Source organism: Aeromonas dhakensis (genome assembly GCF_000820305.1).
GTDB classification, from domain to species: Bacteria; Pseudomonadota; Gammaproteobacteria; order Enterobacterales; family Aeromonadaceae; genus Aeromonas; species Aeromonas dhakensis.
This window is the reverse complement of the sequence record NZ_CDBH01000027.1, coordinates 139,485-163,421: the sequence shown is the minus strand read 5'-3', so window position 1 is coordinate 163,421 and position 23,937 is coordinate 139,485. Positions and strand designations below refer to the sequence as shown.

Here is a 23,937-nt window from a genome sequence, read left to right as displayed (position 1 = left end):
GGCGCCAGCTCGGCACCCTGCCGGCCCTCATCAACCTGCTCTGGCTCGGCTACGGCCTCAAGCTCATCGAGGTACGGCGGGAGCGGGATGTGGAGCAGGTGCTGCTGCTCGCCTTCTTTCTGGTCGCGCTGGCACTGGTGCAACGGCAAAGCATGGGGTGGGCCCTGGCGATGGCGGGGGCGCTCTGGCTGGCAGTCACCACCCTGCTGGCGGCGGTGCAGCCCCTCGGCCGACGGCTGTGGCTGCGCGCCGGCGTCACCCTGCTGCTGGCCGCGCCCCTGCTGCTCACCCTGTTCCTGCTGCTGCCAAGGCTACCGCCGCTCTGGCAGATGCCAAGCAGCAACCGCGCCCTCTCCGGCCTCTCGGAGGAGGTGGCCCCCGGCGACATCAGCGAACTGGTCAACTCCTCCGAGCTGGCTTTTCGCATCAGCTTCGCCTCAGCGCCGCTCCTGCCGCAGGAGCGCTACTTCCCGCTGATGCGCCAGGAGCTGTTCGATGGCCGCCGCTGGTTGTTAAGCGATGAGGTGCGTCGCTGGCAACAGTCCCAATCCGTGCAGACGCAGCTGGCGGCCAACCCGACCACGCCGCTGCCTGCCGGCGGCTATCAGGTGATCGCCGAGCCCCAGCGCCACCGCTGGACCCTGGCCCTGGCCAACCCCGAGGTGTTGAGCGGCCCGGTCACCTTGAGCCCCCTCGCCACTCTCTATCGTCGTGATCGGGGGGATGGCCGCATCAGCTACCGGGTCAGCACGGCCGCCACGGCGCCACCAGCCAGCCAGGCGACCCGCCAGCTCAACCTGCAGCTGCCCGCCGCCGGCAACCCCAAGGCACGGGCCCACGCCCTGATGCTCAAAGCTCGCCATCCGGCGCCAGAGGCGCTCGCCGCCGCCCTGCTGGGTGAGTTTCGTCAGGGCGACTTCTACTACACCCTGCAGCCACCACGGCTGGGGCAGGACGGGGTGGATGATTTTCTGTTCGAGAGCCGGCGCGGCTTTTGCGGCCACTACGCCATGGCCACCGCCTTCGTGCTGCGGGCGGCCGGCATCCCGGCCCGGCTGGTGACCGGCTACCTTGGCGGCGAGTGGAATCCGAGGGGCAACTATCTGGAGGTACACCAGTTCGATGCCCACGCCTGGGTGGAGTATCTGGATGAGCAGAACCGCTGGCAGCGGCTCGATCCCACCGCCGCGGTGGCACCCCAGCGCATTGAGGGGGGCGTGCCGGCAGCCCTGGCTGGCGAGTTCGCCGCCGCTGACCCGCTCTCTTTGCAGCGCTATCGCAACTGGGCCCTGCTCAACCAGCTGCGCTGGTGGGGGGCCAACCTCGATTATCAATGGACCCGCTGGGTACTCAACTATGATGCGGCCAACCTGTGGCAACAGCTGGGGCAACGCTGGCCGGCGCTCTCAGGCCATACCCACTGGCTTATTCTGGCCGCCCTGTCGGGGGTGGCGACTCTGGTGGGCGGGTTGCTGCTCTGGCGTGGCCCGACCCCGGCGAGACTGCGGCTATGGCAGCCCCTGCGCCGGCGCGCCGCCCGCCACGGCTGGCAGCCCTTGGACGGGGAAAGCCTGGCCAGCTGGTGCGAGCGCCTCGCCGACCTCAGACCCTTGCTGGCGCGGCCGCTGCGACAGGGGGCCTGGCTCTACCGGCGCTGGCGTTATGCCCCGCTGTCGCCCACGCAGCGCCAACGCACCCTGCGCCAGTTGCGGCGTCGGCTACGTCAGATCTGCAGACGCTGGGATGCCCACAGCTGACGGCAGTGTAGCGTCAACACACCTTGCACAAGGTACGGCGACGACTGCGTCAGATCTGTCGGCGCTGGGATGCCCGCAGCTGACGGCAGTGTAGCGTCAACACACCTTGCACAAGGTACGGCGACGACTGCGTCAGATCTGCCGGCGCGGGGATGCCCACAGCTGACGCCAGTGTAGCGTCAACACACCTTGCACAAGATACGGCGACGACTGCGCCAGCTCTACCGGCGCTGGGATGCCCAAAGCTGACTGCGATGAAATGGCGCCCAAACAAAAGGGGAGCCCATGGCTCCCCTTGTTATCAGACAACGGCGACTGCGAGGCTTATGCCTGCTTGCTGTTTTGCGCCGGATTGTCCCAGATACCCTCTTCCAGCTGGCTGCGGATCTCGGGGTACTTGTTGGCATCGAAGGTGGGCAGCTTGCCCAGCTTGAGCTGGTCGTTGTAATCCTTGGCCAGCTTGATGGCCACGCCCGATAGCAGCAGGATGGCCACCAGGTTGACGATGGCCATCAGCCCCATGGAGACATCCGCCATGGCCCACACGGTCGGCAGCTCGCCCACCGAACCGAACATCACCATGCCCAGCACGAACAAGCGGAACAGCATCAGGCCGCCCTTGTGGTTGTGCTCGAGGAACACCAGGTTGGTCTCGGCGTAGGAGTAGTTCGCCACGATGGAGGTGAAGGCGAAGAAGAAGATGGCCGCCGCGATGAAGATGTTGCCACCGCCACCGATCTGGGAGGAGAGCGCCCGCTGGGTCAGCTCAACACCTGTGATGCCTGAGCCAGGCTCAAACTGGCCGGACATCAGGATGATGGCGGCAGTACAGGTACAGATGACGATGGTGTCGAGGAACACCCCCAGCATCTGCACGTAACCCTGGGAGGCCGGGTGCGGCGGATAGGGGGTCGCAGTTGCGGCGGCGTTGGGGGCGGAGCCCATGCCCGCTTCGTTGGAGAAGAGGCCGCGCTTGATGCCATTGATCATCGCCTGGGAGATGGCGTAACCCAGCGCACCCGAGCCTGCCTGCTCAAGACCGAGAGCGGACTTGATGATGAGGCTGAACACGCCCGGCAACTCGTGAATGTTGACCAGCACCACGAACAGCGCCATCAGGATGTAGGCCAGTGCCATGAAGGGCACCACCAGCTCGGCGAAGCGGGCGATGCCGCGGATGCCACCGAAGATGATGAGGCCGGAGAGCACCACCAGTGCCAGACCGCTAACCCAGTCGGGAATGCCGAACGCCACGTTCATCGCCAGGCTGATGGAGTTGGCTTGCACCGCGTTGAACACCAGACCAAACGCCAGGATCAGGCAGAGCGAGAACAGCACCCCCATCCAGCGCATGCCGAGCCCCTTCTCCATGTAGTAGGCGGGGCCACCACGGTAGTTGCCATCCTCATCCTTGACCTTGTAGAGCTGGGCCAGGGTGCTTTCAACGAAGGCGGTCGCCATGCCGATGAAGGCGATCAGCCACATCCAGAAGATGGCGCCCGGGCCACCCAGATAGATGGCTACCGCCACCCCGGCCAGATTGCCGGTGCCGACGCGGGCGGCAAGGCTGGTACAGAGGGCCTGGAAGGAGGAGATGCCGGCCTTGTCTGATTTGCGGCTGTTGCGCAAGACGGAGAACATGTGGCCGAAGTGGCGGATCTGGATAAAACCCAGGCGGAAGGTGAAGAAGATGCCGACGCCGATGAGCAGGTAGATGAGCACGGCTCCCCACATCAGGTCGTTAATCATTGCGATCAAGGTGTCCATATTTCTCTCGTTGTTATCACATCCATGGTCAGTCTGCGCTGACCCCTTGCTGTCGATTTCTGAATTTGCGGTTCACTAAAGGGGCGGAATCTAGCATAGCGAAGGAGTTCAGAATAGTGATCGGGATCACTACGGAAACAAAAAACGAGCGTTTTAGCGCAATAAAGCTTCATTTAACTCGCAAAATTTCAACAAAACTGAGAATCCAATCAATCGGCCAACAAATTAGACCCATAAGAAAACCTTTTGGCAATTATCTACATAGAGGTAGAAGCGGGAAAACGGAGGCAAACCATTACGCAAGCGTTTACCCGTCGGGAATGCCAAAACGGCCCGGTTTCGCCAAACGTTTTACACGTAATAAAATTTCAAGTGGCTAACCACACAATTTATGTGATCGAGGGCACAAAACAGATAATCAACCAAAAAAGTTGTTTTTGACGAAGGATAATTTCAGCGACTAAAAACAGATAAAAGTTGTTTTTTATCAAACACTTTTATCCACTCCTTCCCGCCTGCGCCAGGGAGTGGCTGATAAGCATACAGCCCCCCCTATTGCAGGATGAGCCACATCCGTATTAATTAGGCAGGCAATGACGATGGGGCCCGCCCATCGCGCTTTTCTGAGCCTGAGTCGCCGGGATTTTGTAATTTTATTTCAGAACTGTCGTCTCACGCCCGCCACCCCCGAGCCTGCGTCCTCACCAAGAGAGTGCGCCCTCATAAAGAGATGATATTTGCCATGGCCGATAAATTAACCCAGCTGAAAGCCCTGACCACAGTTGTCGCCGACACCGGCGATATCGAAGCCATCAAGCGCTACCAGCCCATCGATGCCACCACCAACCCCTCTCTGGTGTTGAAGGCATCCGAGATCCCCGAGTACGCGGCGCTGATCGAAGACGCCGTCACCTGGGCCAAGGCCCAGAGCCAGGACAAGGCACAGCAAATCATCGACGCGGGCGACAAGCTGGCGGTCAACATCGGTCTGGAAGTGCTGAAGATCGTCCCGGGCCGCATCTCCACCGAAGTGGACGCCCGTCTCTCCTTCGACACCGAGGCCAGCATCGCCAAGGCCCGCAAACTGATCCGTCTCTACAACGACGCCGGTATCAGCAACGATCGCATCCTGATCAAGCTGGCCTCCACCTGGGAGGGGATCCGTGCCGCCGAGGTACTGGAGAAAGAGGGTATCCAGTGCAACCTGACCCTGCTGTTCTCCTTCGCCCAGGCTCGTGCCTGTGCCGAAGCCGGCGCCTTCCTGATCTCCCCGTTCGTGGGCCGCATCCTCGACTGGTACAAGGCCAAGAACGGCCGTGACTACACCGCCAGCGAAGATCCGGGCGTGGTCTCCGTCACCTCCATCTACAACTACTACAAACAGCACGACTACCCGACCGTGGTCATGGGTGCCAGCTTCCGCAATACCGGCGAGATCCTGGAACTGGCCGGCTGCGACCGTCTGACCATTGGCCCGGCCCTGCTGGAAGAGCTGAGCAAGGCGGAAGGTGCCGTGGTTCGCAAGCTGGACTACACCGGCGAGCGCAAGGCCAAACCGACCCCGATGACCGAGGCCGAATTCCGCTGGGAACTGAACCAGGACGCCATGGCTCACGAGAAGCTGGGCGAAGGCATCCGCATGTTTGCCATCGACCAGGGCAAGCTGGAAACCATGCTGGCCAGCCGCCTCTGATCGCTGCGCCATCTGCCGACAAAAACCGGGTTCCCGCAAGGGCACCCGGTTTTTTTATGGGCGCAGGATCCGCTGTCATGGGTTCGTCACGAAAACGTTTTATTTTCAATGCCGGTATGTTATACGGATGGTGAAAACGAGAATAACCAAGGAGGGAGCCATGGAAATGTTCAACTTCGATTATGAAGATGTAGTTGAGCTCGGTTCACGTAGCCGCGGGACAACGGGAAAAAAACGTAAATGGCGTGAGATAGAGGCGTTGAAAGACAAGCATCGCCTGCAGAAGGAGCTGCAATCCATCGACATCGCCTACGAAGGTCTCTCAGACGAGATCGAACTGTAAAAACAAGGCCCCGGTTAACCGGGGCCTTGTTTTTCAAGGGAGTGTCGACCCTCAGGAAGAGATCGGCAGCGACAGGCGCCTGGCCAGATCCTGAAAGTGCTGGCTGATCTCGGGCCCGAACAGGGGATCCCCGATGGCGCGGTTCTGCCAGACCTGCTCGAGGTGACGCCAGTCATCCTCGGTCAGCGAGTCGCGCAGATGGGGGAAGATGACCCCCTCTTCGTAGTTCATGTGCGCCTCCTGCAGCGCCACGAACTGCTCCAGCTTGGCGGTGAACTGATCGAGCGGAATGACCGCATCCATCAGGATCATCTCCACCATCTCCCTGAGCTCGGCACCGGCCTCCACCAGCTTGGCATGCTCCTGTTGCAGCCGGTTGGCCACATCCCCTTCCACTACCCGGTACTTGAGGTAATAGTCATAAATGATGTCTTCCTTCGGATGGTGATACTTGTCCGATACCTCCCGCAGGTAATCCACCACATCGCGGATCAGGAAATAGCTGACCCTTTCTTCGCTGCGAATGGCCGCCAGCTTCTGCTTGAGCAGACCCAGCAACCGGGCGATGTTGAGATGATCCTTGTGCAGACTCGCTAACATGGGCACTCCTTGCGCTGAAATGAAACGATTCTGATCCGAGTATACGGCCATTTATCGCGCCAACTTTGCACTCAATCAAGTCAGCTGCAGAGAAAACGGCCAGTGGCGCATGCTGCCCCACCCTCCCGACGGAGCAAATCACGGCTATCTGCCCCCGCGTTATTCGCAGACCGAGTGCCAGTTGATGGGGCTCATCCCCTGCTGGCTCAGCAAGCGGTTGGTCTCGGAGAAGTGGCCACAGCCGATGAAGCCGCGATGGGCCGAGAGCGGGCTGGGATGGGGGGCACTCAGCACGTGGTGGCGGCTCCGGTCGATGAAACGTCCCTTCTTCTGGGCGTGGGCGCCCCACAGCAGGAAGACCACCCCCTGACAGCTGGCGTTGATCTGCTCGATGACACGGTCGGTGAAGGTTTCCCAGCCCAGATGGGCATGGGAGTGAGCCTGGCCCGCCTGCACCGTCAGCACCGTATTGAGCAGCAATACCCCCTGGGTGGCCCAGGACTCCAGAAAACCGTGATTGGGTGTGACAAAACCCGGCAGATCCCGCTGCATCTCCTTGTAGATGTTCACCAGCGAGGGAGGCGTACGCACGCCGGGCAGCACGGAGAAGCAGAGGCCATGGGCCTGGTTCGGACCGTGATAGGGATCCTGACCCAGGATCACCACCTTGACCTGATCCAGCTCGGTCAGCTTGAAGGCGTTGAACACGTCGGTGGCCGGCGGGTAGATCACCTTGCCCGCCTCCCGCTCGCTCCTGACGGTCGCCAGGGTTGCCTTGAAATAGTCCTGCTCCTTCTCGGAGCCAATCACATCAGTCCAGGTCAGCACCCCAATCTCCTCATTGAATCTGTCGGGGGAGGCGCTTATTTCGACCCGGCCGCTCGTGCGTGCAGGTCGGTGCGCCTCTCTCCTCGATCTACAGGGCCGGATGGATGGCCTGCGCCCTGCTCACCCACACGGGCACAGCACAGCACGCCACCATCCTCGATGAATACGGCAGGCCCGGGGTCACCTTGCTTTTTACGCAGGCCAATCGGCCAGCACGCGCCCCCTGCCCCCATTAATGCAGCAAGGGGCTCAGGATAGGGGGCCAGCCCCCAAGACGCAACCAGGATGCCCCTGCGGGTTCCTCCTCCCGGCCAAGCCGTGGCCACCGCGCTCACCTTTCGGTCGCCGTCGGCCATCTTCGGGTGAGCAAGAGGTCGGCACTGAACTCCCACGCGACTCTCCATGGCCTCGTCTGGCGATGGCAGGGCTACTCTCCCGCTTGCCTGCCGACCCCCATCGCCCTCTCTTGCCTTGGTTAAGCCTCTCCTTCACCTTTTTGGCGTATCCCCATCATTGGCTTATCCCCTTCACCTACTGTATGGCGAATCCAGCTTCGAGCGGGCTGGAACATGAAAAGATGTAGTTAAATTACTAGATTTAATTAATGAAAGATGCATAATTTGGATATCTTTCATAATCAGAAAAATGACCTATTTTTGATTAACCTCAATAATTTAATCCCTCCACATCCGCACAGATCGCGTATTTTTTGATTTAGATCAATTTTCGTAATATTACCGTCGTGGTATATATGACCCAACAAAGTAAAGGTGTAAGGCAAGGGCCCTTTAAATCATCCCGGTGGTTTAAATACATCAGGGTAATGTCCTTACAGTTGAATCCGCTTTCCTATGAGGAGTCATACCATGATCAAGGGCATCCAAATCACCCAGTCTGCCAACGCCGCTCTGCTGAACTCGTTCTGGCTGCTGGACGAAGAGAAGCAACAGGCTCGCTGCATCTGCGCCAAGGGCGATGCCTTTGCCGCCGATCAGGAAGTCAGCCTCTCCGACCTGGGCCAGTTCGAGTACCGTGAACTGCCGGTACAAGCCGAGCCGGCCGTCGAAGGTGGCCAGCACCTGAACGTCAACGTCCTGCGTCGCGAGACCCTGGAAGACGCCATCGCCAACCCGGAGAAGTACCCGCAGCTGACCATCCGCGTCTCCGGCTACGCCGTGCGCTTCAACGCACTGACCCCGGAACAGCAGCGTGACGTGGTGACCCGCACCTTCACCCAGAGCCTGTAAGTCGCTCTGCAGCAACCGGTATCATGGAAAACGGCCCAAACGGGCCGTTTTTTTATGGCTTGAATTCCCCCCCCGTTGGCTGCCCTTGCTCGACAGGCTGGCAGCGCACGGCGCAGGTATCGGTGGCTCAATACTGATCCACCTTGACGGCTTGCGGCGGGTTGCTCAGCGCCTCGTGCATCTGCTGCTCGTCGAGCTGATCGCAGTAACGGGCCACCACCAGAGTTGCCACCCCGTTGCCGATGAGGTTGGTCAGGGCGCGGGCCTCCGACATGAAGCGATCGATGCCGAGGATCAACGCCAGCCCGGCCAGCGGCAGGTGGCCCACCGCCGAGATGGTAGCTGCCAGCACGATGAAGCCGCTGCCGGTCACCCCGGCCGCCCCCTTCGAGGAGATGAGCAGCACCACCAGCAGGGTGATCTGCTGGAACAGATCGAGCGGGGTGTTGGTGGCCTGGGCGATGAAGATGGCTGCCATGGTCAGATAGATGGAGGTACCGTCCAGGTTGAAGGAATAACCGGTCGGGATCACCAGCCCCACCACCGACTTCTTGCAACCGAGCGCCTCCATCTTGACCAGCATGCGCGGCAATACAGATTCAGAAGAGGATGTACCAAGCACGATCAGCAGCTCTTCCCGGATATAGGAAATAAAACGCAGAATGCTGAAACCATTCGCTCTGGCAATACTGCCCAGTACCAGGAAAATAAACAGCAGGCAGGTCATGTAGAAGCAGGCGATTAATTGTCCGAGCTGAACCAGCGAGCCGATACCATATTTCCCGATGGTAAATGCCATGGCACCAAATGCACCCACCGGCGCCAGCCGCATGATCATGTTGATGATCCCGAAAATAACCTGGGAGAAGCTGTCGATGACATTGAATATCACCTTTCCCTTCTCGCCGATATGGTGCAGGGAGAAGCCGAACAGCACCGCAAATAACAGTACCTGCAGAATATTGCCGCTGGCGAAGGCACCGATCACGCTACCCGGGATCACGTCCAGCAGGAAGGGGATGATGCCCTGTGCCTTGGCCTGTTCGGCGTAGGCAGAGATGGCGCTGGCGTCCAGCGTGGCGGGGTCGACGTTCATGCCCACCCCCGGTTGCAGCAGGTTGACCACGCACAGCCCGATGATGAGGGCGATGGTGCTGACCACTTCAAAATAGAGCAGCGCGATGGCGCCGGTTTTACCCACCGCTTTCATGCTCTCCATGCCGGCAATGCCGGTCACCACGGTGCAGAATATAACCGGGGCGATGATCATTTTGATTAATTTGACGAAGCCATCTCCGAGCGGTTTCATGTCCGCACCAAGGTCGGGATATATATGCCCCAGGATGACTCCGAGGGTGATCGCTAACAACACCTGAAAATACAGGCTGCTGACTATTTTTTTCTGCATTCTTAACGTCCTGTCAGTTTAATGAGATGTGTCATGGCAGAAATACGCATGCAGCAAGCCGTGACGAAATATGAATTATCTCGCCCGGTTCGTGCCGTTCCCTCATCACAACAGGGGCTACTTTCACATGTTGAAAGAAGCAATTAATAGACATCAATCACACAACAGATTTAACAACATTAACACCATGGCAACCAGGATGTATTTATTCCGCGATTGATTTATGCTGGCCCAGGAAATAAAAACAGCGCGAAAACAAAAATGCCCCGCAGTGCGGGGCATTTTTATGGGGCCAGCGTGGGCCAGGTTCAGATGGAAGTATCGAGCGGCTCGAAGCCCTTGACCAGATCGTCGATGGCCTTCATCTGCTTGAGGAAGCCTTCCAGCTTCTCCAGCGGCAACGCGCTCGGGCCGTCGCAACGGGCCACCTTGGGGTCCGGGTGGGATTCGATGAACAGACCGGCCAGACCGACCGCCATGCCGGCACGGGCCAGCTCGGCCACCTGCTCGCGACGACCGCCGGAGGCGGCGCCCATGGGATCGCGGCACTGCAGGGAGTGGGTCACGTCGAAGATGACCGGGTAGCCGCCGGTGCTCTTCTTCATCACCCCCAGCCCCAGCATGTCCACCACCAGGTTGTCATAACCGAAGTTGACGCCGCGCTCGCACAGGATCAGACGGTCGTTGCCGCACTCCTCGAACTTGTCGGTGATGTTCTTCATCTGGCTTGGGCTCAAGAACTGCGGCTTCTTGATGTTGATGACGTTGCCGGTGCGGGCCATGGCCTCCACCAGATCGGTCTGGCGCGCCAGGAAGGCGGGCAGCTGGATGACGTCGACCACCTCGGCCACCGGTTTGGCCTGATGGGGCTCGTGCAGATCGGAGATCACCGGCATGCCGAAGGTCGCTTTCAGCTCCTGGAAGATCTTCATCCCCTCCTCCAGACCCGGACCGCGGTAGGAGTGGATGGAGGAGCGGTTGGCCTTGTCCCAGCTCGCCTTGAACACGAACGGGATACCCAGCTTGGAGGTCACTTCCACGTACTTCTCGCACACGGCCATCGCCATGTCGCGCGATTCCAGCACGTTCATGCCACCGAACAACACGAACGGTTTGTCGTTGGCGACGTCGATGCTATTGACCTTGATATTCTTCTGTTCCATCTCAGGCTTCCTTAGGTAAAAGGGCTTGCAGGGCTTGAATCCACATCCGGCCGCGCTGCCCAGGGCAGCATGGCCTCGATACTCTTCTGTTGCATCTCCCAGGCCTTGCATGCAGCGGCATGGGACTCTCAATTCGGCCAGGGCCTCGCCATGCTTGCGAAGCCGTTAACTCCTCAGTGGAGGGGCTTGGGGCTCAGATCCAGCGCGGCCAGCTGGGCTTTCAGCACATCGGCCACCGGATCGTCCGGGCACTGTTCAATAAAGTACTCAAAATCGTCGGCGGCGAAGCGCGGGCAGTCGAGCTGCTCGTAGATGAAACCGCGATCCCGCGTCTCCAGCGGGTCACCGGGCTTCATCCGCAGCAGCAGTTCACTGCAACGCAGCGCCTCGGTCATCCGGTCTTCCCGCAGCAGGGCGCCCTTGCTCACGTTGAGCAGCCGCTCGATGATCTCCCACTGGCCGGCAGGTTGCAGATGATCCGAGGTGAGGGTGGCCAGGTTGCCGAGGGCCCCGCGCAGCAGCAGCTCGATGTGGTGCAGGCTCAACTCGTCGCCGGTGAAGGGGTCCACATAGACCTCTCCCTCGCTGCCGGCGAAGCTCACCAGGAAGTGGCCGGGGAAGCAGATTCCCTCCACATCCAGCCCGAGCTTGCGCCCCAGCTGAATGATGAGGATGCCAAGGCTGACCGGAATGCCCTGCTTGCGGGCCAGAACCTGAGCCAGATCGCAGTTAGCCACCGAGAAGTAGTCCTGCCAGTCGCCGTGAAACCCTAAGGTCTGGTAGAAGCCCTGCAGCAGCTGGCGGCGCACCTGGTCGCAATCCCCTTCCTCGATGGCCTCGTCCAGCCAGGCGTCGAGCCGGGCCAGCTCCGCCGTCCCGCGGCCGCTGATGCCATGGATCTCGTCGCTCACCGACAGCGCCAGCTCGGCGATGTCATGGGCTTCGAAATCGGTCCATTCGTCTACGCGTATCATCGTCATCATCCTTAACCGAACAGGCTGGCCTGCTTGTAGACGGCCAGCTTGGCGATGAAGAAGAGCCAGCCGAGGGCTCCCAGAAACGCAAACCAGCGGATGCCGTTACTGCGGGCCAGGCGCAGTGCCATCATGGCCAAAAAAGCCACCACCAGGATGGCGGTCAGCTTCTCGCTGAGCCAGGGGGTGGCGTTGTTGAGCGGATTGAGATCCAGCACCATGCACAGCAGCACGCCGGAGAGCACCACCAGGCCGTTGAGCCAGCCGCTCAACCTGAGGGTACGGGCGCTGGCGGCGCGGCTCGAGCCGGTCTGCAGCCAATAGAAGCGCAACATGAACATCAGCACGGCCAGGCCAATCAGCAGCAAGTGCAGATGTTTGATAGCAAAATACATAACGTGTCCTTGAACAGAGGCAGGCCCGGCCCGCCCGTCATATCACTGAGCCAGCCGCCCCAGGGTCACCCGCTCGTTATCGCCGTAATCGCGCACGGTTTCCACCTGCACGTAGCCCTGTTGCAGCAGGAGTTGACGCACCGCCTCCCCCTGCTGCCAGCCATGCTCCAGCAACAGCCAGCCACCCGGCAGCAAATGGGCCGGCGCCCCGGTCACGATGAGGCGGATATCCGCCAGCCCCTGCTCGTCCGCCACCAGGGCGGAGCGGGGCTCGAAGCGCACGTCCCCCTCATCGAGGTGCGGATCCGCCCCGTCGATGTAGGGCGGGTTGGAGACGATCATGGCAAAGCGCGGCGCCTGACTTGACGAGGGAGAGACCAAAGGCTCAAACCAACTGCCGTCGCGCACCTCGATGGGCAGACCCAGCGCGGCGCTGTTGGCACGGGCCAGGGCTGCCGCTGCCGGCATTCTGTCTACCGCCCATACATCGGCATCCGGTCGCTCCGACTTGAGCGCCAGTGCGATGGCGCCGGTGCCGGTGCCCAGATCCAGCAGGGCGCAGGGGCCTGCTGGCAGCCGCGCCAGCGCCTGCTCGACCAGCACCTCGGTGTCGGGGCGCGGGATCAGGGTAGCCGGGCTCACCTTGAGCGGCAGCGACCAGAACTCCCGCTCGCCGATGAGGTGGGCGATGGGTTCGCCATTGAGACGGCGTTCGAGCCAGCCCTGCAGGATGGCCTGCTGGGCGGCATCGAGCTCGCGCTCCGGCCAGGTCATCAGGTAGCTGCGCCGGCACTCCAGCAGATGGCAGAGCAGCGCATCGGCATCGGCGCGGGGGGATTCCCCCCCTGCCAGGGTCGCCATGATGTGGGCGCGAGCCTGCTGGATCTGCATCAGTTGCTCTCGGCCAGGGAGGCGAGCTGATCGGCCTGGTACTCCTGGATCATCGGGTTGATGACGCAGTCCAGGTCCCCTTCCATGATCTCGCCGAGGCGGTAGAGGGTGAGGTTGATGCGGTGCTCGGAGAGGCGCCCCTGCGGGTAGTTGTAGGTGCGAATGCGCTCGGAGCGATCCCCAGATCCCACCAGGTTGCGACGGGTGCTTTGCTCGGCGGCGCGGTGGCGCTCATCCTCGGCCGCCTGCAGACGGGCGGAGAGTACCGACATCGCCTTGGCGCGGTTCTTGTGCTGGGAACGCTCATCCTGGCACTCCACCACCAGACCGGTGGGCAGGTGGGTGATGCGGATGGCGGAGTCGGTCTTGTTGACATGCTGGCCACCGGCCCCGGAAGCGCGGAAGGTGTCGATCTTCAGATCCGAGGGGTTGATCTCGATCTGCTCGGCTTCCGGTACTTCCGGCAGCACGGCGACGGTACAGGCGGAGGTGTGCACCCGGCCCTGGGATTCGGTTTCCGGCACCCGCTGTACCCGGTGACCACCGGATTCAAACTTGAGGCGGCCGTAGACGTGCTCGCCCTCTACCTTGGCGATCACCTCCTTGTAGCCGCCATGCTCGCCGTCGTTGCAGCTGACGATGGAGACGCGCCAGCCCTGGCGCTCGGCATAGCGCGAATACATGCGAAACAGATCGCCCGCAAAGATCGCCGCCTCGTCACCACCGGCGCCGGCGCGGATCTCCAGGTAGCAGTTGTTGTCATCCTTGGGGTCGCGCGGCAGCAGCATCACCTGCAGCGCCTGCTCCTGCTCCTCGAAGGTCGCCTTGGCCAGCGGCAGCTCCTCCTGCGCCATCTCGCGCAGGTCGGCATCCTCCTCTTCCAGCATCTGGCGGGTGGCGTCCAGGTTCTCTTCGGCCTGGCGGAATTGCTGGAAAGCGTGAACGATATCTTCCAGCTGGGCATATTCCCGGGTCAGGGCGCGGTAGCGATCCTGATCCGCGGCCACGTCCGGCTCGCCGAGCATGGCCTGTACTTCTTCGTGGCGCTCGATGAGGCCTTCCAGCTTTCTGATCAGTGACGGGTTCATAAATCTTGTGTTCTCGATGGAGGACGGGACGACCGGGTGATCGCCCCCAAACTATGACTCTTGTGACAACCCCAGCACCTGGCGCAACTGGGCCAGCTGGTGGTGATCCCCCTGGGCGGCGGCCTGGCGCAGGGCCTGGGTCGGTGCGTGGATCAACTTGTTGGTGAGGCGGTGGGCCAGCGCCTTGAGCGCCTGCTCGGCAGGCTCGCCCTGTTGCAGGGCCAGCAGGGCGCGCTGCAGCTCCTCATCGGCCACCTGTTGGGACTGGTGACGGTAATCGCGGATGAGATCCACCGAGTGGAGGCTGCGATACCAGCCCATGAAGTCATCGCGCTCTTCCTGCACGATGAGCTCGGCCTCGGCGGCGGCCCGTTTGCGGGTCTCGAGATTCTGCTCGATGATGCCCTGCAGGTCGTCCACCGTGTAGAGATAGGCGTCCGAGAGCTCGTCCACCTCGGCCTCGATGTCGCGGGGCACGGCGATGTCCACCAGGAACATGGGCTTGAAGCGGCGGGCCTTGAGCGCGCGCTCCACCATGCCTTTGCCGATGATGGGCAAGGGGCTCGCGGTGGAGCTGATGACGATGTCCGCCTCGTGCAGGTAGTCCGGGATCTCTTCGAGCGTCATCACCTGGGCGCCGAACTCCTCGGCCAGCAGCTGGGCCCGCTGCAGGGTGCGGTTGGCCACCATCATCTGGGTGACGTTCTGTTCGCGCAGGTGGCGGGCCACCAGTTCGATGGTCTCGCCGGCACCGACCAGCAGCACCTTGGTCTGGGAGAGATCGGAGAAGATCCGCCGTCCCAGGCTCACCGCGGCAAAGGCCACCGACACGGCGCTGGCGCCGATCTCGGTATCGGTACGCACCCGCTTGGCCACCGAGAAGGATTTCTGGAACAAACGCTCCAGCGCCCCCTTCACCGCCTCGGATTGCTGGGCATGGGCGTAGGATTGCTTGATCTGCCCCAGGATCTGCGGCTCTCCCAGCACCAGGGAGTCGAGTCCGCAGGCCACCCGCATCAGGTGGCGAACCGCCTCCTCGTCCTGATGCCGATAGATGGCGGAGACCACCTCGGCCGCATCCAGGTCGTGAAACCGCTGCAGCCACTGCAACACCTGCTCGCCCTGCCCCTGCTCCAGGCTGCAGTAAAGCTCGGTGCGGTTGCAGGTCGAGACGATCACCGCCTCGCTTACACCGGGTTGGGCGACCAGCTCACGCAAGGCGCGATCGATGCAGTCCGGGCCGAAGGCGACCCGCTCCCGCAAGGCGACACTGGCGGTGTTGTGGTTGATTCCGAGGGCAAGCAAACTCATGAGTGGGCGTGGATCGTATCTGTGCGCAGGGAGTAAAGGCTGCCAATTGTACGAGAAAGGGTAAGTCTTTAAAAGCAATACGACCCCCCCGTATACTGTGCCAAATCACCTTTTCCGGAGCATGACCTTGTTGTTGCGTCTTTTCACCCTTGGCTGCCTGCTGTTGCTGGCCGGTTGTGCCACCACCCAACCCCAGCGCGATCAGGTCAACTGGCAGCAGGAGCGTACCCGGCTCGAGCAACTGACCCATTGGCAGCTGTCTGGCAAGATGGCCATCATCACCGCCCAGCAGAAGGGCAGCGCCCGGGTCAACTGGCAGCAGGATGGCGACGACTATCGCCTCAACCTCACCAGCCTGATCGGCACCCACATCCTGGAGCTATCCCGCAGCAAGGGCGAGATCACCCTGATCGACAACGAGGGCAACCCGCACCAGAGCCAGGATGCCGAGGCACTCGTCTATCAGCTCACCGGCTGGAACATTCCGGTGGCCGGGCTGCCGGCGTGGATCAAGGGCTTGCCGGGCGAGGCCGAGTTCGAGCTCAATCCCGACCGCAGTCTGGCCAGTGTGCGTGACGGCCAGTGGCAGATCGTCTATGGCGACTACCGGGATCAGGACGGCTATCGCCTGCCGCACCTGCTCACCATGACCGGCCAGGGCAGCCGCCTCAAGCTGCAAATCAACCAGTGGACCATCACCCGCTGATGGCGGCCATCGACAAGGACTCCCCCATGAGCGCCATGCGCTGGCCGGCTCCGGCCAAACTCAATCTCTTTTTGCACGTCAACGGCCGTCGCCCGGACGGCTACCACGAGCTGCAGACCCTGTTTATCTTCCTCAACCACGGCGACTGGCTCGAGTTCGAGCCGCTCACCGATACCGACTTGCTCACCCTGAGCCCCGCCATTCCCGGCGTGCCCGATGAACAGAACCTCATCATCCGCGCCGCCCGTCTGCTGCAGGCCAGGCTGCCGAGCCCGCAGGGGGCCCATATCAGGCTGGAGAAGGTGCTGCCCATGGGCGGTGGCATCGGCGGTGGTTCGTCGGACGCCGCCACCACCCTGGTCGCCCTCAACTACCTCTGGCAGGCCGGTTTGAGCGAAGACGCGCTGGCGGAGCTTGGCGTGCAGCTGGGCGCCGACGTGCCGGTGTTCGTGCGCGGCAAGGCCGCCTTTGCCGAGGGGGTCGGTGAGCGGCTGCAGCCGGTCGAGTTGCCGAGCGCCTGGTATCTGGTGCTCAAGCCCGATTGCCATGTAGCGACCGCCGCCGTGTTCCAGGATCCGGACCTGCCCAGAGATACCCCGAAAATGGCATTGCACAATCTGCTGGAAGGGGAGTGGAAAAACGATTGCGAATTGCTGGTGAAAAAGCGCCACCCCGAGGTTGCCAATGCGCTCGGCTGGTTGCTAGAATACGCGCCGTCAAGAATGACGGGCACAGGAGCCTGCGTCTTTGCTCAGTTTGAAGACGAAGTGGCTGCTCGGGAAGTGTTGGCAAAAGTGCCGAGAGAGTGGGATGGATTTGTCGCCAAGGGCGAGAACATATCACCACTCTTCGCTACATTGCAACAAGTCAGTGATTGGGGTATCGCCAAGCGGTAAGGCAGCGGGTTTTGATCTCGCCATTCCTAGGTTCGAATCCTAGTACCCCAGCCATCTCCTGAACATCGAACAGGGTATATCGATTCACCTGCCGCAGCAGTCTTGCCGGGAGTGCACACTCCCCCTCGCCGGTTGCAGCACCCATCGTTACCCTGTCGTCTTCGGGAAGGTCACTGGTCATCATGGATGACGGGCGTCGACCAGCACGACGCTCAACCGGCTTGCCGCATGTAACGTGGGCACCTGACCTGAAAGCAGCCTATAGTGGTCTGACCCGTCAACTTGATAAATCGTTTGCCCCCAAACGATAAGGGTCTAATCAGACTCTCCACATACTGGATGCAACCCCGAGGTTTCAAACCGTGCCTGACATGAAGCTGTTTGCTGGTAACGCAACGCCGGAACTAGCCCAGAAGATCGCAGATCGCCTGTTTATCAAACTCGGCAATGCTGCCGTAGGTCGCTTTAGCGACGGCGAGATCAGCGTACAGATCAACGAGAATGTACGTGGTGGCGATATCTTCATCATTCAATCCACCTGTGCCCCGACCAACGACAATTTGATGGAATTGATCGTGATGGTGGATGCTCTGCGTCGTGCTTCAGCTGGCCGTATCACTGCCGTAATTCCCTACTTTGGCTATGCCCGTCAGGACCGCCGCGTCCGCTCCGCCCGTGTTCCCATCACCGCCAAGGTCGTCGCCGACTTCCTCTCCAGCGTCGGTGTGGATCGCGTGCTGACCGTTGACCTGCATGCCGAGCAAATCCAGGGCTTCTTCGACGTCCCGGTCGACAACGTGTTCGGCAGCCCGGTGCTGCTGGAAGACATGAAGTCCAAGAACCTCGAATCCCCCGTGGTCGTGTCGCCGGACATCGGCGGCGTGGTACGTGCCCGTGCCATCGCCAAGCTGCTGGACGATACCGACATCGCCATCATCGACAAGCGTCGTCCCCGCCCGAACGTCTCCCAGGTCATGCACCTGATCGGTGACGTGGCCGGCCGCGACTGCATCATCGTCGACGACATGATCGACACCGGCGGCACCCTGTGCAAAGCCGCAGAAGCCCTGAAAGAGCGCGGCGCCAAGCGTGTTTTCGCCTACGCCACTCACCCGGTCTTCTCCGGTTCCGCCGTGGAGAACATCAAGAACTCCGTGATCGACGAACTGATCATCACCGACTCCATCCCGCTCACCGCGGAGATGAAGGCGGTCGACAAGGTCAAGCAGCTGACGCTCTCTTCCGTGCTGGCCGAAGCCATTCGCCGCATCAGCAACGAAGAGTCCATCTCTGCCATGTTTGAGCATTGATAGACCCTGTTGTGACAAAAACCGCCAGCTGGCGGTTTTTGTCTTTCTAGTCCCAGTTACACCCGGTACTGCCCTGCCCCGTCGCAGGTTAAGGATTGTTCCATGAATCGCTTGCGCCCGCTGCTGCTCCTCGCCTTCTGCAGCTTCCTGTTCGCCTGTCAGCCCAACAATGAAAACCAGCCTTTCGTGCTGACCCTGGCTCACATGAACGACACCCACTCCCAGTTTGACCCGGTCAACGCCGAGCTGAAGGGGCCTCTCTTTGGCAAGCAGGGGGAAACCAACACCCTCTACACCCGCTTCGGCGGCTATCCGCGCCTGCTCACCATGGCGAAATCCTTCCAGGCCGACGCGCTGGCCAAGAACCAGCCGCTCCTGCTGCTGCACGGCGGTGATGCCTGGCAGGGCAGCGGCTACTTCAAGCTCAACGAGGGGATGGCCAACGCCGAGCTGCTGAGCCAGTTCGGCCTCGACGCCATGGCGCTGGGCAACCACGAATTCGATCTCGACAACCAGAAGCTGGCCCGCTTCATCAAGGGGGTCAACTTCCCGGTACTGGCCGCCAACCTGGATACCCGCGACGATCCGAATCTGCGCCACGCCGCCAACCTCAAGCCGTTCGTCATCTACGCCTTCGACGGCAACCAGAAGAGCCCGGTCACCGACATCAACAACCTGCCCCAGGGCAAGCAACTGGTCGCCGTGATGGGACTGGTGCTGGAGGACATGGCCAACATCTCCCCCAACGTCGGCAAGCTGCGGTTCGGCAATGAAGTCACCTCGGCCCAGGCCACGGTGGATCTGCTACGCCAGCACGGCATCGACCACATAGTGGCACTCACCCACATCGGCAACCAGCGGGATCTGGCGCTGGCGGCCAAGGTGAACGGCATCGACGCCATCGTCGGTGGCCACTCCCACAGCCTGCTCGGCGATTTTCGCAACATCGGCTGGGGCAACACCGGCGAGTACGCCCAACTGGTCACCAACCCGGACGGGGTCGGCATGACCTGCGTAGTACAGGCCGGCTCCTATGCCCAGGCCATCGGGCTGGCCCGGGTCAGTTTCGACGCCCAGGGCCGGGTCATCTCTTGTCAGGGTCAGAACCAGCTGCTGGCCAGCCGCGATTTCTTCGCCGACCCCGCCCGCAAGCAGGCACTGGATGAGACCCGCCGCAAGCAGGCCGGCAAGTTCATCGACGCTCAGCCCAACCTGGTAACCGTGGATGAAGACCCGCGCCTGCGCGGCATCATCGACAGCCACTACAAGCCTGCTCTGGAGCAGGCGTTCGGCCCCGTCATCGCTACCATCCCGGCCGCCCTGCAAAATGCCCGCCGCCCCGGCGACAACGGCAGCGACAGCCACGGCTCCGACGTCGCCCCGCTGGTGGCCGAAGGGCAGTACTACTGGGCCAATACCCCGGCGGTGCAGGCGCTGACCGGCGGTCCAGTCCACTTCGCCCTGCTGGCGGTAGGCGGCGTGCGCGCCGATCTGCCGGCCGGCGAGCTGCGCGAAGGGGATGCGGCGCTCACCCTGCTGCCGTTCAAGAACCAGCTCTCGGTGCTGACCCTGAGCGGCGCCGACGTGCGTTCCCTCTTGACCGAGACCATCACCGCCACCCTGCCCGCCAGCGCCCACGCCGGCAAGTTCCCCTACGGCGGCCACCTGCGCTACACCTTCACCGAGCCCCCCCCGGGCAAGGGCGGCGCCCTGACCCAGTTGCAGTGGCAGAATGCCGACGGCCAGTGGCAGGATCTGGTGGACAGCCAGCGCTATCGGGTGGTGATGAATGCCTACAGCGCCAACGGCAACGATGGCTGGCAGGCGCTGGCCCGCGCCCAGGCGCAGCAAGCCGAGCGGCTGGATCTCGCCTGGCAGGATGGCAAGCTGACCGGCTTCCCGGTCGAGCGGGTGGAGCAGCGCGGCGATCAGCTCACCGCCCGCTATGCCACCGGCCATCAGCTTGACTGCAAGGCGAGCGGCGTGGATTGCGGCACCGACGCCGCCTCCTTCGTTGCCTACGTGCGCGATGCGCGTCCCACCCTGACCGCCCTGAACGAAGAGACGGTCACCCTGGTGCGTGCCGCGCAGTAACCCGGCCCCCGCCGGCAAGCTACAAAACGGGCCCCGCACTGGGGCCCGTTTTGCTGACGTTGGCCACCGGTTCCCCGCTTTTCCCCGGCACTGGCCGAGCTTTGGTTGAGTGATCGCCAGTCGGCGGCTAGAATATTGCGTCCCATTGCCCTGGGCAGTCGGCCCATTGCAAGCAGCGAGTGAAGAAATCAAGCGTGACAAGCCAAATCAAACTGATCGTGGGGCTGGGCAATCCCGGCCCGGAATATGCCAAGACTCGCCACAATGCGGGCGCCTGGTATGTGGAGCAACTGGCACGCTGGCACAATGTCAGCCTGCGCGAAGAGCCCAAGTTCTTCGGCCACACCGCCCGCATCCAGGTAGATGGCCAGGATGTGCGCCTGCTCATCCCGAACACCTACATGAACCTCTCCGGCAAAGCGGTGGCTGCGCTGGCCCGCTTCTACCAGATCGAGCCGGAAGCCATGCTGGTGGCCCACGATGAGCTGGACCTGCCCCCCGGCATCGCCAAATTCAAGCAGGGCGGTGGGCACGGCGGCCATAACGGCCTCAAGGACATCATTGCCAAGATGGGCAACAACAACAATTTCTTCCGGCTGCGGCTGGGGATAGGTCACCCGGGCGCCAAGGAGCTGGTCGCCGGTTTCGTGCTGACCAAGGCGCCCAGCAGCGAGCAGAGCCTGATCGACGCCGCACTGGACGAATCCCTGCGCGCCACCGACATTCTGTTCAAGCAGGACATGACCAAGGCCATGAACCGCCTGCACAGCTTCAAGGCCGAGAAAGTCTGAATAGAGATGCCTGACACGCGTCAGGGTCGAACAATATGACGGGGTCGCCCAAGAACCTGTTCACGCTCTGTAACGAGAGGTTGTCAGCAAGGTAAAGCGCAGCGCAGCGCAGGAACCGGAGCGTATAGTCATACGTGAGCGCTCTTGGTTTCACATAAGCGAGCAGCACATGAGCCTTGATCACGGCCTCGCAGCAAGAGCATGGACAGGTTCTGCGGCCCTCACACAGCATCCATCACGTAAGGTAACAATCCATGGGTTTTAAATGCGGTATCGTGGGCCTGCCCAATGTAGGCAAATCCACCCTGTTCAACGCGCTGACCAAGGCCGGCATCGAAGCCGCCAACTTCCCGTTCTGCACCATCGAGCCGAACACCGGCGTGGTACCGATGCCGGATCCCCGCCTCGACCAGCTGGCGGCCATCATCAATCCGCAGCGCGTTGTGCCGACCACCATGGAATTCGTGGACATCGCCGGCCTGGTGGCCGGTGCCTCCAAGGGCGAGGGCCTCGGCAACCAGTTCCTGGCCAACATCCGTGAAACCGAGGCCATCGGTCACGTGGTGCGCTGCTTCGAGGACGAGAACATCGTTCACGTGGCGGGCAAGGTCTCCCCGGCTGACGACATCGAGGTGATCAACACCGAGCTGGCTCTCTCCGATCTGGATGCCTGCGAGCGCGCCATCAACCGCCAGTCCAAGCGCGCCAAGGGCGGCGACAAGGATGCCAAGCTGGAAGTGGAAGTGCTGGAGAAGATCAAGGTGGCACTGGAAGACGGCCAGATGATCCGCGGCATGAAGCTGGACAAGGACGAGCTGGCCGCCGTCAGCCACCTGAACTTCCTGACCCTCAAGCCCACCATGTACATCGCCAACGTGGCGGAAGATGGCTTCGAGAACAACCCCTACCTGGATCAGGTGCGTGAAATCGCCGCCGCCGAGAATGCCGTCGTGGTGGTGGTCTGCTGCGCCATCGAAGCGGACATCGCCGAGCTGGATGACGAAGATCGCGCCGAGTTCATGGCGGATCTCGGCATCGAAGAGCCGGGCCTGAACCGGGTGATCCGCTCCGGTTACGAGCTGCTCAAGCTGCAGACCTACTTCACTGCCGGCGTGAAGGAAGTGCGGGCCTGGACCATTCCGGTCGGCGCCACCGCCCCGCAGGCCGCGGGCAAGATCCACACCGACTTCGAAAAAGGCTTTATTCGTGCCCAAACCATCGCCTTCGAAGACTTTATCGCCTACAAGGGTGAGCAAGGCGCCAAGGAAGCGGGCAAGATGCGCGCCGAAGGGAAGGATTACATCGTCAAGGATGGCGATATCATGAACTTCCTGTTCAACGTCTAATCCCATGAGAGGCCAGCATTTGCTGGCCTCTTTTTTTATCTGGCCCAAGCACCTATCTGCTGGATATGTCGTAAAAAAAACCAGATTGTTGGGCTTTTGCGCGACAGCGACCAATAACTCGCCAAACGCACTCAAATTCGTTTTTTCAGACAAAAAAAGGGTTGACGCCCCAGAGCCAGATACGCATAATTCGGCCCGCACAGTGACGAGGCAACGAGGCGCTGGAAGCAAGGTTGGCTATGTAGCTCAGTTGGTTAGAGCATCGCACTCATAATGCGGGGGTCACAGGTTCGAATCCCGTCATAGCCACCATCTCTAGTTGGGGTATCGCCAAGCGGTAAGGCAGCGGGTTTTGATCTCGCCATCCCTAGGTTCGAATCCTAGTACCCCAGCCATTATTTCAGTTGTCGGCACTAAGGTGTCGGTGACAGGTCAAGGGAAGCAGTGATGAGTGTTGAGCTCGTCAATGTGCCCAGGTTTAAATCCTGGTATCCCGGCCATTGTTAAAAGATGTTTGATAGACTCTGTCAGACATTGCTGTTGGGGTATCGCCAAGCGGTAAGGCAGCGGGTTTTGATCTCGCCATCCCTAGGTTCGAATCCTAGTACCCCAGCCATTCTTAAAAAGATGTTTGATAGTCTCTGTCAGACATTGCTGTTGGGGTATCGCCAAGCGGTAAGGCAGCGGGTTTTGATCTCGCCATCCCTAGGTTCGAATCCTAGTACCCCAGCCATTTTTACTTGTATGCGACGCGAGTCGTACACAAGACGGCTATGTAGCTCAGTTGGTTAGAGCATCGCACTCATAATGCGGGGGTCACAGGTTCGAATCCCGTCATAGCCACCATTTTGAAAAACGTTCCTTCAATCATCTGATTGCAAAGAACACTGTTGGGGTATCGCCAAGCGGTAAGGCAGCGGGTTTTGATCTCGCCATCCCTAGGTTCGAATCCTAGTACCCCAGCCATTTTTACTTGTATTCGACGAAAGTCGTGCACAAGACGGCTATGTAGCTCAGTTGGTTAGAGCATCGCACTCATAATGCGGGGGTCACAGGTTCGAATCCCGTCATAGCCACCATTACTCTTGCGGAAGTGGCGAAATTGGTAGACGCACCAGATTTAGGTTCTGGCGCCCTAGGCGTGAGAGTTCGAGTCTCTCCTTCCGCACCATCGAAAGCAGTACCAAACAGACCAGCCCAGGCTGGTTTTTTTGTATCCGGCGTTTGCCACTTTTCTCTTCCCCTCTCCATGCCATCGCACGTCTGCAACCCCTCCCATGTATCAACGGCTGGGCCTTGTGCTCTCCTCTGCGACGGCGCTCATGCCCG

General features: G+C 61.1%; 20 protein-coding genes and 9 tRNA genes. 19 read left to right on the top strand and 10 right to left on the bottom strand.

The features are described from left to right. Positions 1-1,757, top strand: a 1,757-nt coding sequence (locus BN1143_RS06120) for a transglutaminase TgpA family protein (protein ID WP_042049977.1), incomplete at its 5' end; no start/stop codon positions are given. Between the two features lie 324 nt (positions 1,758-2,081). Here the strand turns inward: BN1143_RS06120 and BN1143_RS06115 are convergent. Then, positions 2,082-3,524 carry an alanine/glycine:cation symporter family protein gene (locus tag BN1143_RS06115; protein WP_042049976.1) on the bottom strand — a complete coding sequence of 481 codons (1,443 nt, stop codon included), beginning with the start codon at positions 3,522-3,524 and terminating at the stop codon, positions 2,082-2,084. A 742-nt stretch (positions 3,525-4,266) separates the two neighbouring features. On the opposite strand from BN1143_RS06115, the gene tal reads away from it, so the two are divergent. Beyond that, complete coding sequence (tal, locus tag BN1143_RS06110) at positions 4,267-5,217, top strand: transaldolase (RefSeq protein WP_010633233.1); 951 nt, start codon at positions 4,267-4,269, stop codon at positions 5,215-5,217. Positions 5,218-5,377: 160 nt separating this feature from the next. Continuing rightward, a complete protein-coding gene (locus BN1143_RS06105) occupies positions 5,378-5,560 on the top strand; it encodes a DUF3545 family protein (RefSeq protein ID WP_005298488.1) in 183 nt (60 codons plus the stop codon). A 51-nt stretch (positions 5,561-5,611) separates the two neighbouring features. Here the strand turns inward: BN1143_RS06105 and BN1143_RS06100 are convergent, their stop codons facing one another. After that, positions 5,612-6,160, bottom strand: coding sequence for a hemerythrin domain-containing protein (locus tag BN1143_RS06100; protein ID WP_042049975.1), 549 nt, complete (start codon positions 6,158-6,160; stop codon positions 5,612-5,614). Between the two features lie 159 nt (positions 6,161-6,319). Beyond that, entirely contained in the window at positions 6,320-6,988 is a 669-nt protein-coding gene (ung, locus tag BN1143_RS06095) for a uracil-DNA glycosylase (protein WP_017765029.1), read from the bottom strand. 866 nt (positions 6,989-7,854) lie between these two features. Here ung and grcA point away from each other — a divergent pair. Next, on the top strand, positions 7,855-8,235 hold the full coding sequence (gene grcA / locus BN1143_RS06090) for an autonomous glycyl radical cofactor GrcA (protein ID WP_005298483.1): 381 nt from the start codon (positions 7,855-7,857) through the stop codon (positions 8,233-8,235). A 127-nt stretch (positions 8,236-8,362) separates the two neighbouring features. Here the strand turns inward: grcA and BN1143_RS06085 are convergent, their stop codons facing one another. The 7 genes from BN1143_RS06085 to hemA all read right to left on the bottom strand — a co-directional run bounded on the left by BN1143_RS06085 (position 8,363) and on the right by hemA (position 15,465). Continuing rightward, on the bottom strand, positions 8,363-9,643 hold the full coding sequence (locus BN1143_RS06085; protein ID WP_042049973.1) for a dicarboxylate/amino acid:cation symporter: 1,281 nt from the start codon (positions 9,641-9,643) through the stop codon (positions 8,363-8,365). 308 nt (positions 9,644-9,951) lie between these two features. After that, on the bottom strand, positions 9,952-10,806 hold the full coding sequence (gene kdsA / locus BN1143_RS06080) for a 3-deoxy-8-phosphooctulonate synthase (RefSeq protein ID WP_010633229.1): 855 nt from the start codon (positions 10,804-10,806) through the stop codon (positions 9,952-9,954). A 173-nt stretch (positions 10,807-10,979) separates the two neighbouring features. Then, a complete protein-coding gene (locus BN1143_RS06075) occupies positions 10,980-11,780 on the bottom strand; it encodes a SirB1 family protein (RefSeq protein WP_005298477.1) in 801 nt (266 codons plus the stop codon). A gap of 11 nt (positions 11,781-11,791) precedes the next feature. After that, positions 11,792-12,175 carry a SirB2 family protein gene (locus tag BN1143_RS06070; RefSeq protein ID WP_010633227.1) on the bottom strand — a complete coding sequence of 128 codons (384 nt, stop codon included), beginning with the start codon at positions 12,173-12,175 and terminating at the stop codon, positions 11,792-11,794. Positions 12,176-12,217: 42 nt separating this feature from the next. Next, entirely contained in the window at positions 12,218-13,066 is an 849-nt protein-coding gene (gene prmC, locus BN1143_RS06065; protein ID WP_042049970.1) for a peptide chain release factor N(5)-glutamine methyltransferase, read from the bottom strand. Then, positions 13,066-14,154, bottom strand: coding sequence for a peptide chain release factor 1 (prfA, locus tag BN1143_RS06060; RefSeq protein WP_017785090.1), 1,089 nt, complete (start codon positions 14,152-14,154; stop codon positions 13,066-13,068). Before prfA ends, prmC begins: the two co-directional genes overlap by 1 nt. A 51-nt stretch (positions 14,155-14,205) precedes the next feature. Continuing rightward, the gene (gene hemA, locus BN1143_RS06055; protein ID WP_017765025.1) at positions 14,206-15,465 is read right to left on the bottom strand and encodes a glutamyl-tRNA reductase; all 1,260 of its coding nucleotides are present in this window, start codon (positions 15,463-15,465) and stop codon (positions 14,206-14,208) included. Positions 15,466-15,586: 121 nt separating this feature from the next. Between hemA and lolB the strand changes: the two genes are divergently transcribed. The 15 genes from lolB (at position 15,587) to BN1143_RS05980 (ending at position 23,779) form a co-directional block, all read left to right on the top strand. Continuing rightward, positions 15,587-16,171, top strand: coding sequence for a lipoprotein insertase outer membrane protein LolB (gene lolB / locus BN1143_RS06050; protein ID WP_010633224.1), 585 nt, complete (start codon positions 15,587-15,589; stop codon positions 16,169-16,171). A 26-nt stretch (positions 16,172-16,197) separates the two neighbouring features. Then, on the top strand, positions 16,198-17,067 hold the full coding sequence (gene ispE / locus BN1143_RS21795; protein ID WP_082038453.1) for a 4-(cytidine 5'-diphospho)-2-C-methyl-D-erythritol kinase: 870 nt from the start codon (positions 16,198-16,200) through the stop codon (positions 17,065-17,067). Continuing rightward, positions 17,047-17,121: transfer RNA gene (locus tag BN1143_RS06040), tRNA-Gln, on the top strand. The genes ispE and BN1143_RS06040 overlap by 21 nt, the downstream gene beginning before the upstream one ends. 308 nt (positions 17,122-17,429) lie before the next feature. Next, positions 17,430-18,377 carry a ribose-phosphate pyrophosphokinase gene (locus BN1143_RS06035; protein ID WP_005298464.1) on the top strand — a complete coding sequence of 316 codons (948 nt, stop codon included), beginning with the start codon at positions 17,430-17,432 and terminating at the stop codon, positions 18,375-18,377. A 102-nt stretch (positions 18,378-18,479) separates the two neighbouring features. Next, entirely contained in the window at positions 18,480-20,471 is a 1,992-nt protein-coding gene (locus tag BN1143_RS06030; protein ID WP_042049968.1) for a bifunctional metallophosphatase/5'-nucleotidase, read from the top strand. Positions 20,472-20,665: 194 nt separating this feature from the next. Further along, the gene (gene pth / locus BN1143_RS06025; protein ID WP_017765021.1) at positions 20,666-21,262 is read left to right on the top strand and encodes an aminoacyl-tRNA hydrolase; all 597 of its coding nucleotides are present in this window, start codon (positions 20,666-20,668) and stop codon (positions 21,260-21,262) included. Positions 21,263-21,516: 254 nt separating this feature from the next. Then, the gene (gene ychF, locus BN1143_RS06020) at positions 21,517-22,608 is read left to right on the top strand and encodes a redox-regulated ATPase YchF (RefSeq protein WP_005298458.1); all 1,092 of its coding nucleotides are present in this window, start codon (positions 21,517-21,519) and stop codon (positions 22,606-22,608) included. Positions 22,609-22,843: 235 nt separating this feature from the next. Continuing rightward, positions 22,844-22,920: transfer RNA gene (locus BN1143_RS06015), tRNA-Met, on the top strand. An 8-nt stretch (positions 22,921-22,928) separates the two neighbouring features. Further along, positions 22,929-23,003, top strand: a tRNA-Gln gene (locus BN1143_RS06010). Positions 23,004-23,149: 146 nt separating this feature from the next. Next, positions 23,150-23,224, top strand: a tRNA-Gln gene (locus tag BN1143_RS06005). Between the two features lie 42 nt (positions 23,225-23,266). Further along, positions 23,267-23,341: transfer RNA gene (locus BN1143_RS06000), tRNA-Gln, on the top strand. 36 nt (positions 23,342-23,377) lie between these two features. Then, positions 23,378-23,454: transfer RNA gene (locus BN1143_RS05995), tRNA-Met, on the top strand. Positions 23,455-23,499: 45 nt separating this feature from the next. Next, positions 23,500-23,574 (top strand) — tRNA-Gln (locus BN1143_RS05990). A gap of 36 nt (positions 23,575-23,610) precedes the next feature. Continuing rightward, a tRNA-Met gene (locus BN1143_RS05985) sits at positions 23,611-23,687 on the top strand. A gap of 8 nt (positions 23,688-23,695) precedes the next feature. Continuing rightward, positions 23,696-23,779: transfer RNA gene (locus tag BN1143_RS05980), tRNA-Leu, on the top strand. Positions 23,780-23,937 lie beyond the last annotated feature (158 nt).

What these genes read in the sequence shown, in the direction of transcription:
- BN1143_RS06105 (WP_005298488.1), top strand. Translation starts at nt 5,378, where the DNA reads ATGGAAATGTTCAACTTCGATTATGAAGATGTAGTTGAGCTCGGTTCA.
- BN1143_RS06085 (WP_042049973.1), bottom strand. Translation starts at nt 9,643, where the DNA reads ATGCAGAAAAAAATAGTCAGCAGCCTGTATTTTCAGGTGTTGTTAGCG.
- ispE (WP_082038453.1), top strand. Translation starts at nt 16,198, where the DNA reads ATGAGCGCCATGCGCTGGCCGGCTCCGGCCAAACTCAATCTCTTTTTG.
- tal (WP_010633233.1), top strand. Translation starts at nt 4,267, where the DNA reads ATGGCCGATAAATTAACCCAGCTGAAAGCCCTGACCACAGTTGTCGCC.
- BN1143_RS06030 (WP_042049968.1), top strand. Translation starts at nt 18,480, where the DNA reads ATGAATCGCTTGCGCCCGCTGCTGCTCCTCGCCTTCTGCAGCTTCCTG.
- prmC (WP_042049970.1), bottom strand. Translation starts at nt 13,066, where the DNA reads ATGCAGATCCAGCAGGCTCGCGCCCACATCATGGCGACCCTGGCAGGG.
- hemA (WP_017765025.1), bottom strand. Translation starts at nt 15,465, where the DNA reads ATGAGTTTGCTTGCCCTCGGAATCAACCACAACACCGCCAGTGTCGCC.
- BN1143_RS06115 (WP_042049976.1), bottom strand. Translation starts at nt 3,524, where the DNA reads ATGGACACCTTGATCGCAATGATTAACGACCTGATGTGGGGAGCCGTG.
- BN1143_RS06100 (WP_042049975.1), bottom strand. Translation starts at nt 6,160, where the DNA reads ATGTTAGCGAGTCTGCACAAGGATCATCTCAACATCGCCCGGTTGCTG.
- ychF (WP_005298458.1), top strand. Translation starts at nt 21,517, where the DNA reads ATGGGTTTTAAATGCGGTATCGTGGGCCTGCCCAATGTAGGCAAATCC.
- prfA (WP_017785090.1), bottom strand. Translation starts at nt 14,154, where the DNA reads ATGAACCCGTCACTGATCAGAAAGCTGGAAGGCCTCATCGAGCGCCAC.
- BN1143_RS06070 (WP_010633227.1), bottom strand. Translation starts at nt 12,175, where the DNA reads ATGTATTTTGCTATCAAACATCTGCACTTGCTGCTGATTGGCCTGGCC.
- kdsA (WP_010633229.1), bottom strand. Translation starts at nt 10,806, where the DNA reads ATGGAACAGAAGAATATCAAGGTCAATAGCATCGACGTCGCCAACGAC.
- lolB (WP_010633224.1), top strand. Translation starts at nt 15,587, where the DNA reads ATGACCTTGTTGTTGCGTCTTTTCACCCTTGGCTGCCTGCTGTTGCTG.
- BN1143_RS06075 (WP_005298477.1), bottom strand. Translation starts at nt 11,780, where the DNA reads ATGATACGCGTAGACGAATGGACCGATTTCGAAGCCCATGACATCGCC.
- grcA (WP_005298483.1), top strand. Translation starts at nt 7,855, where the DNA reads ATGATCAAGGGCATCCAAATCACCCAGTCTGCCAACGCCGCTCTGCTG.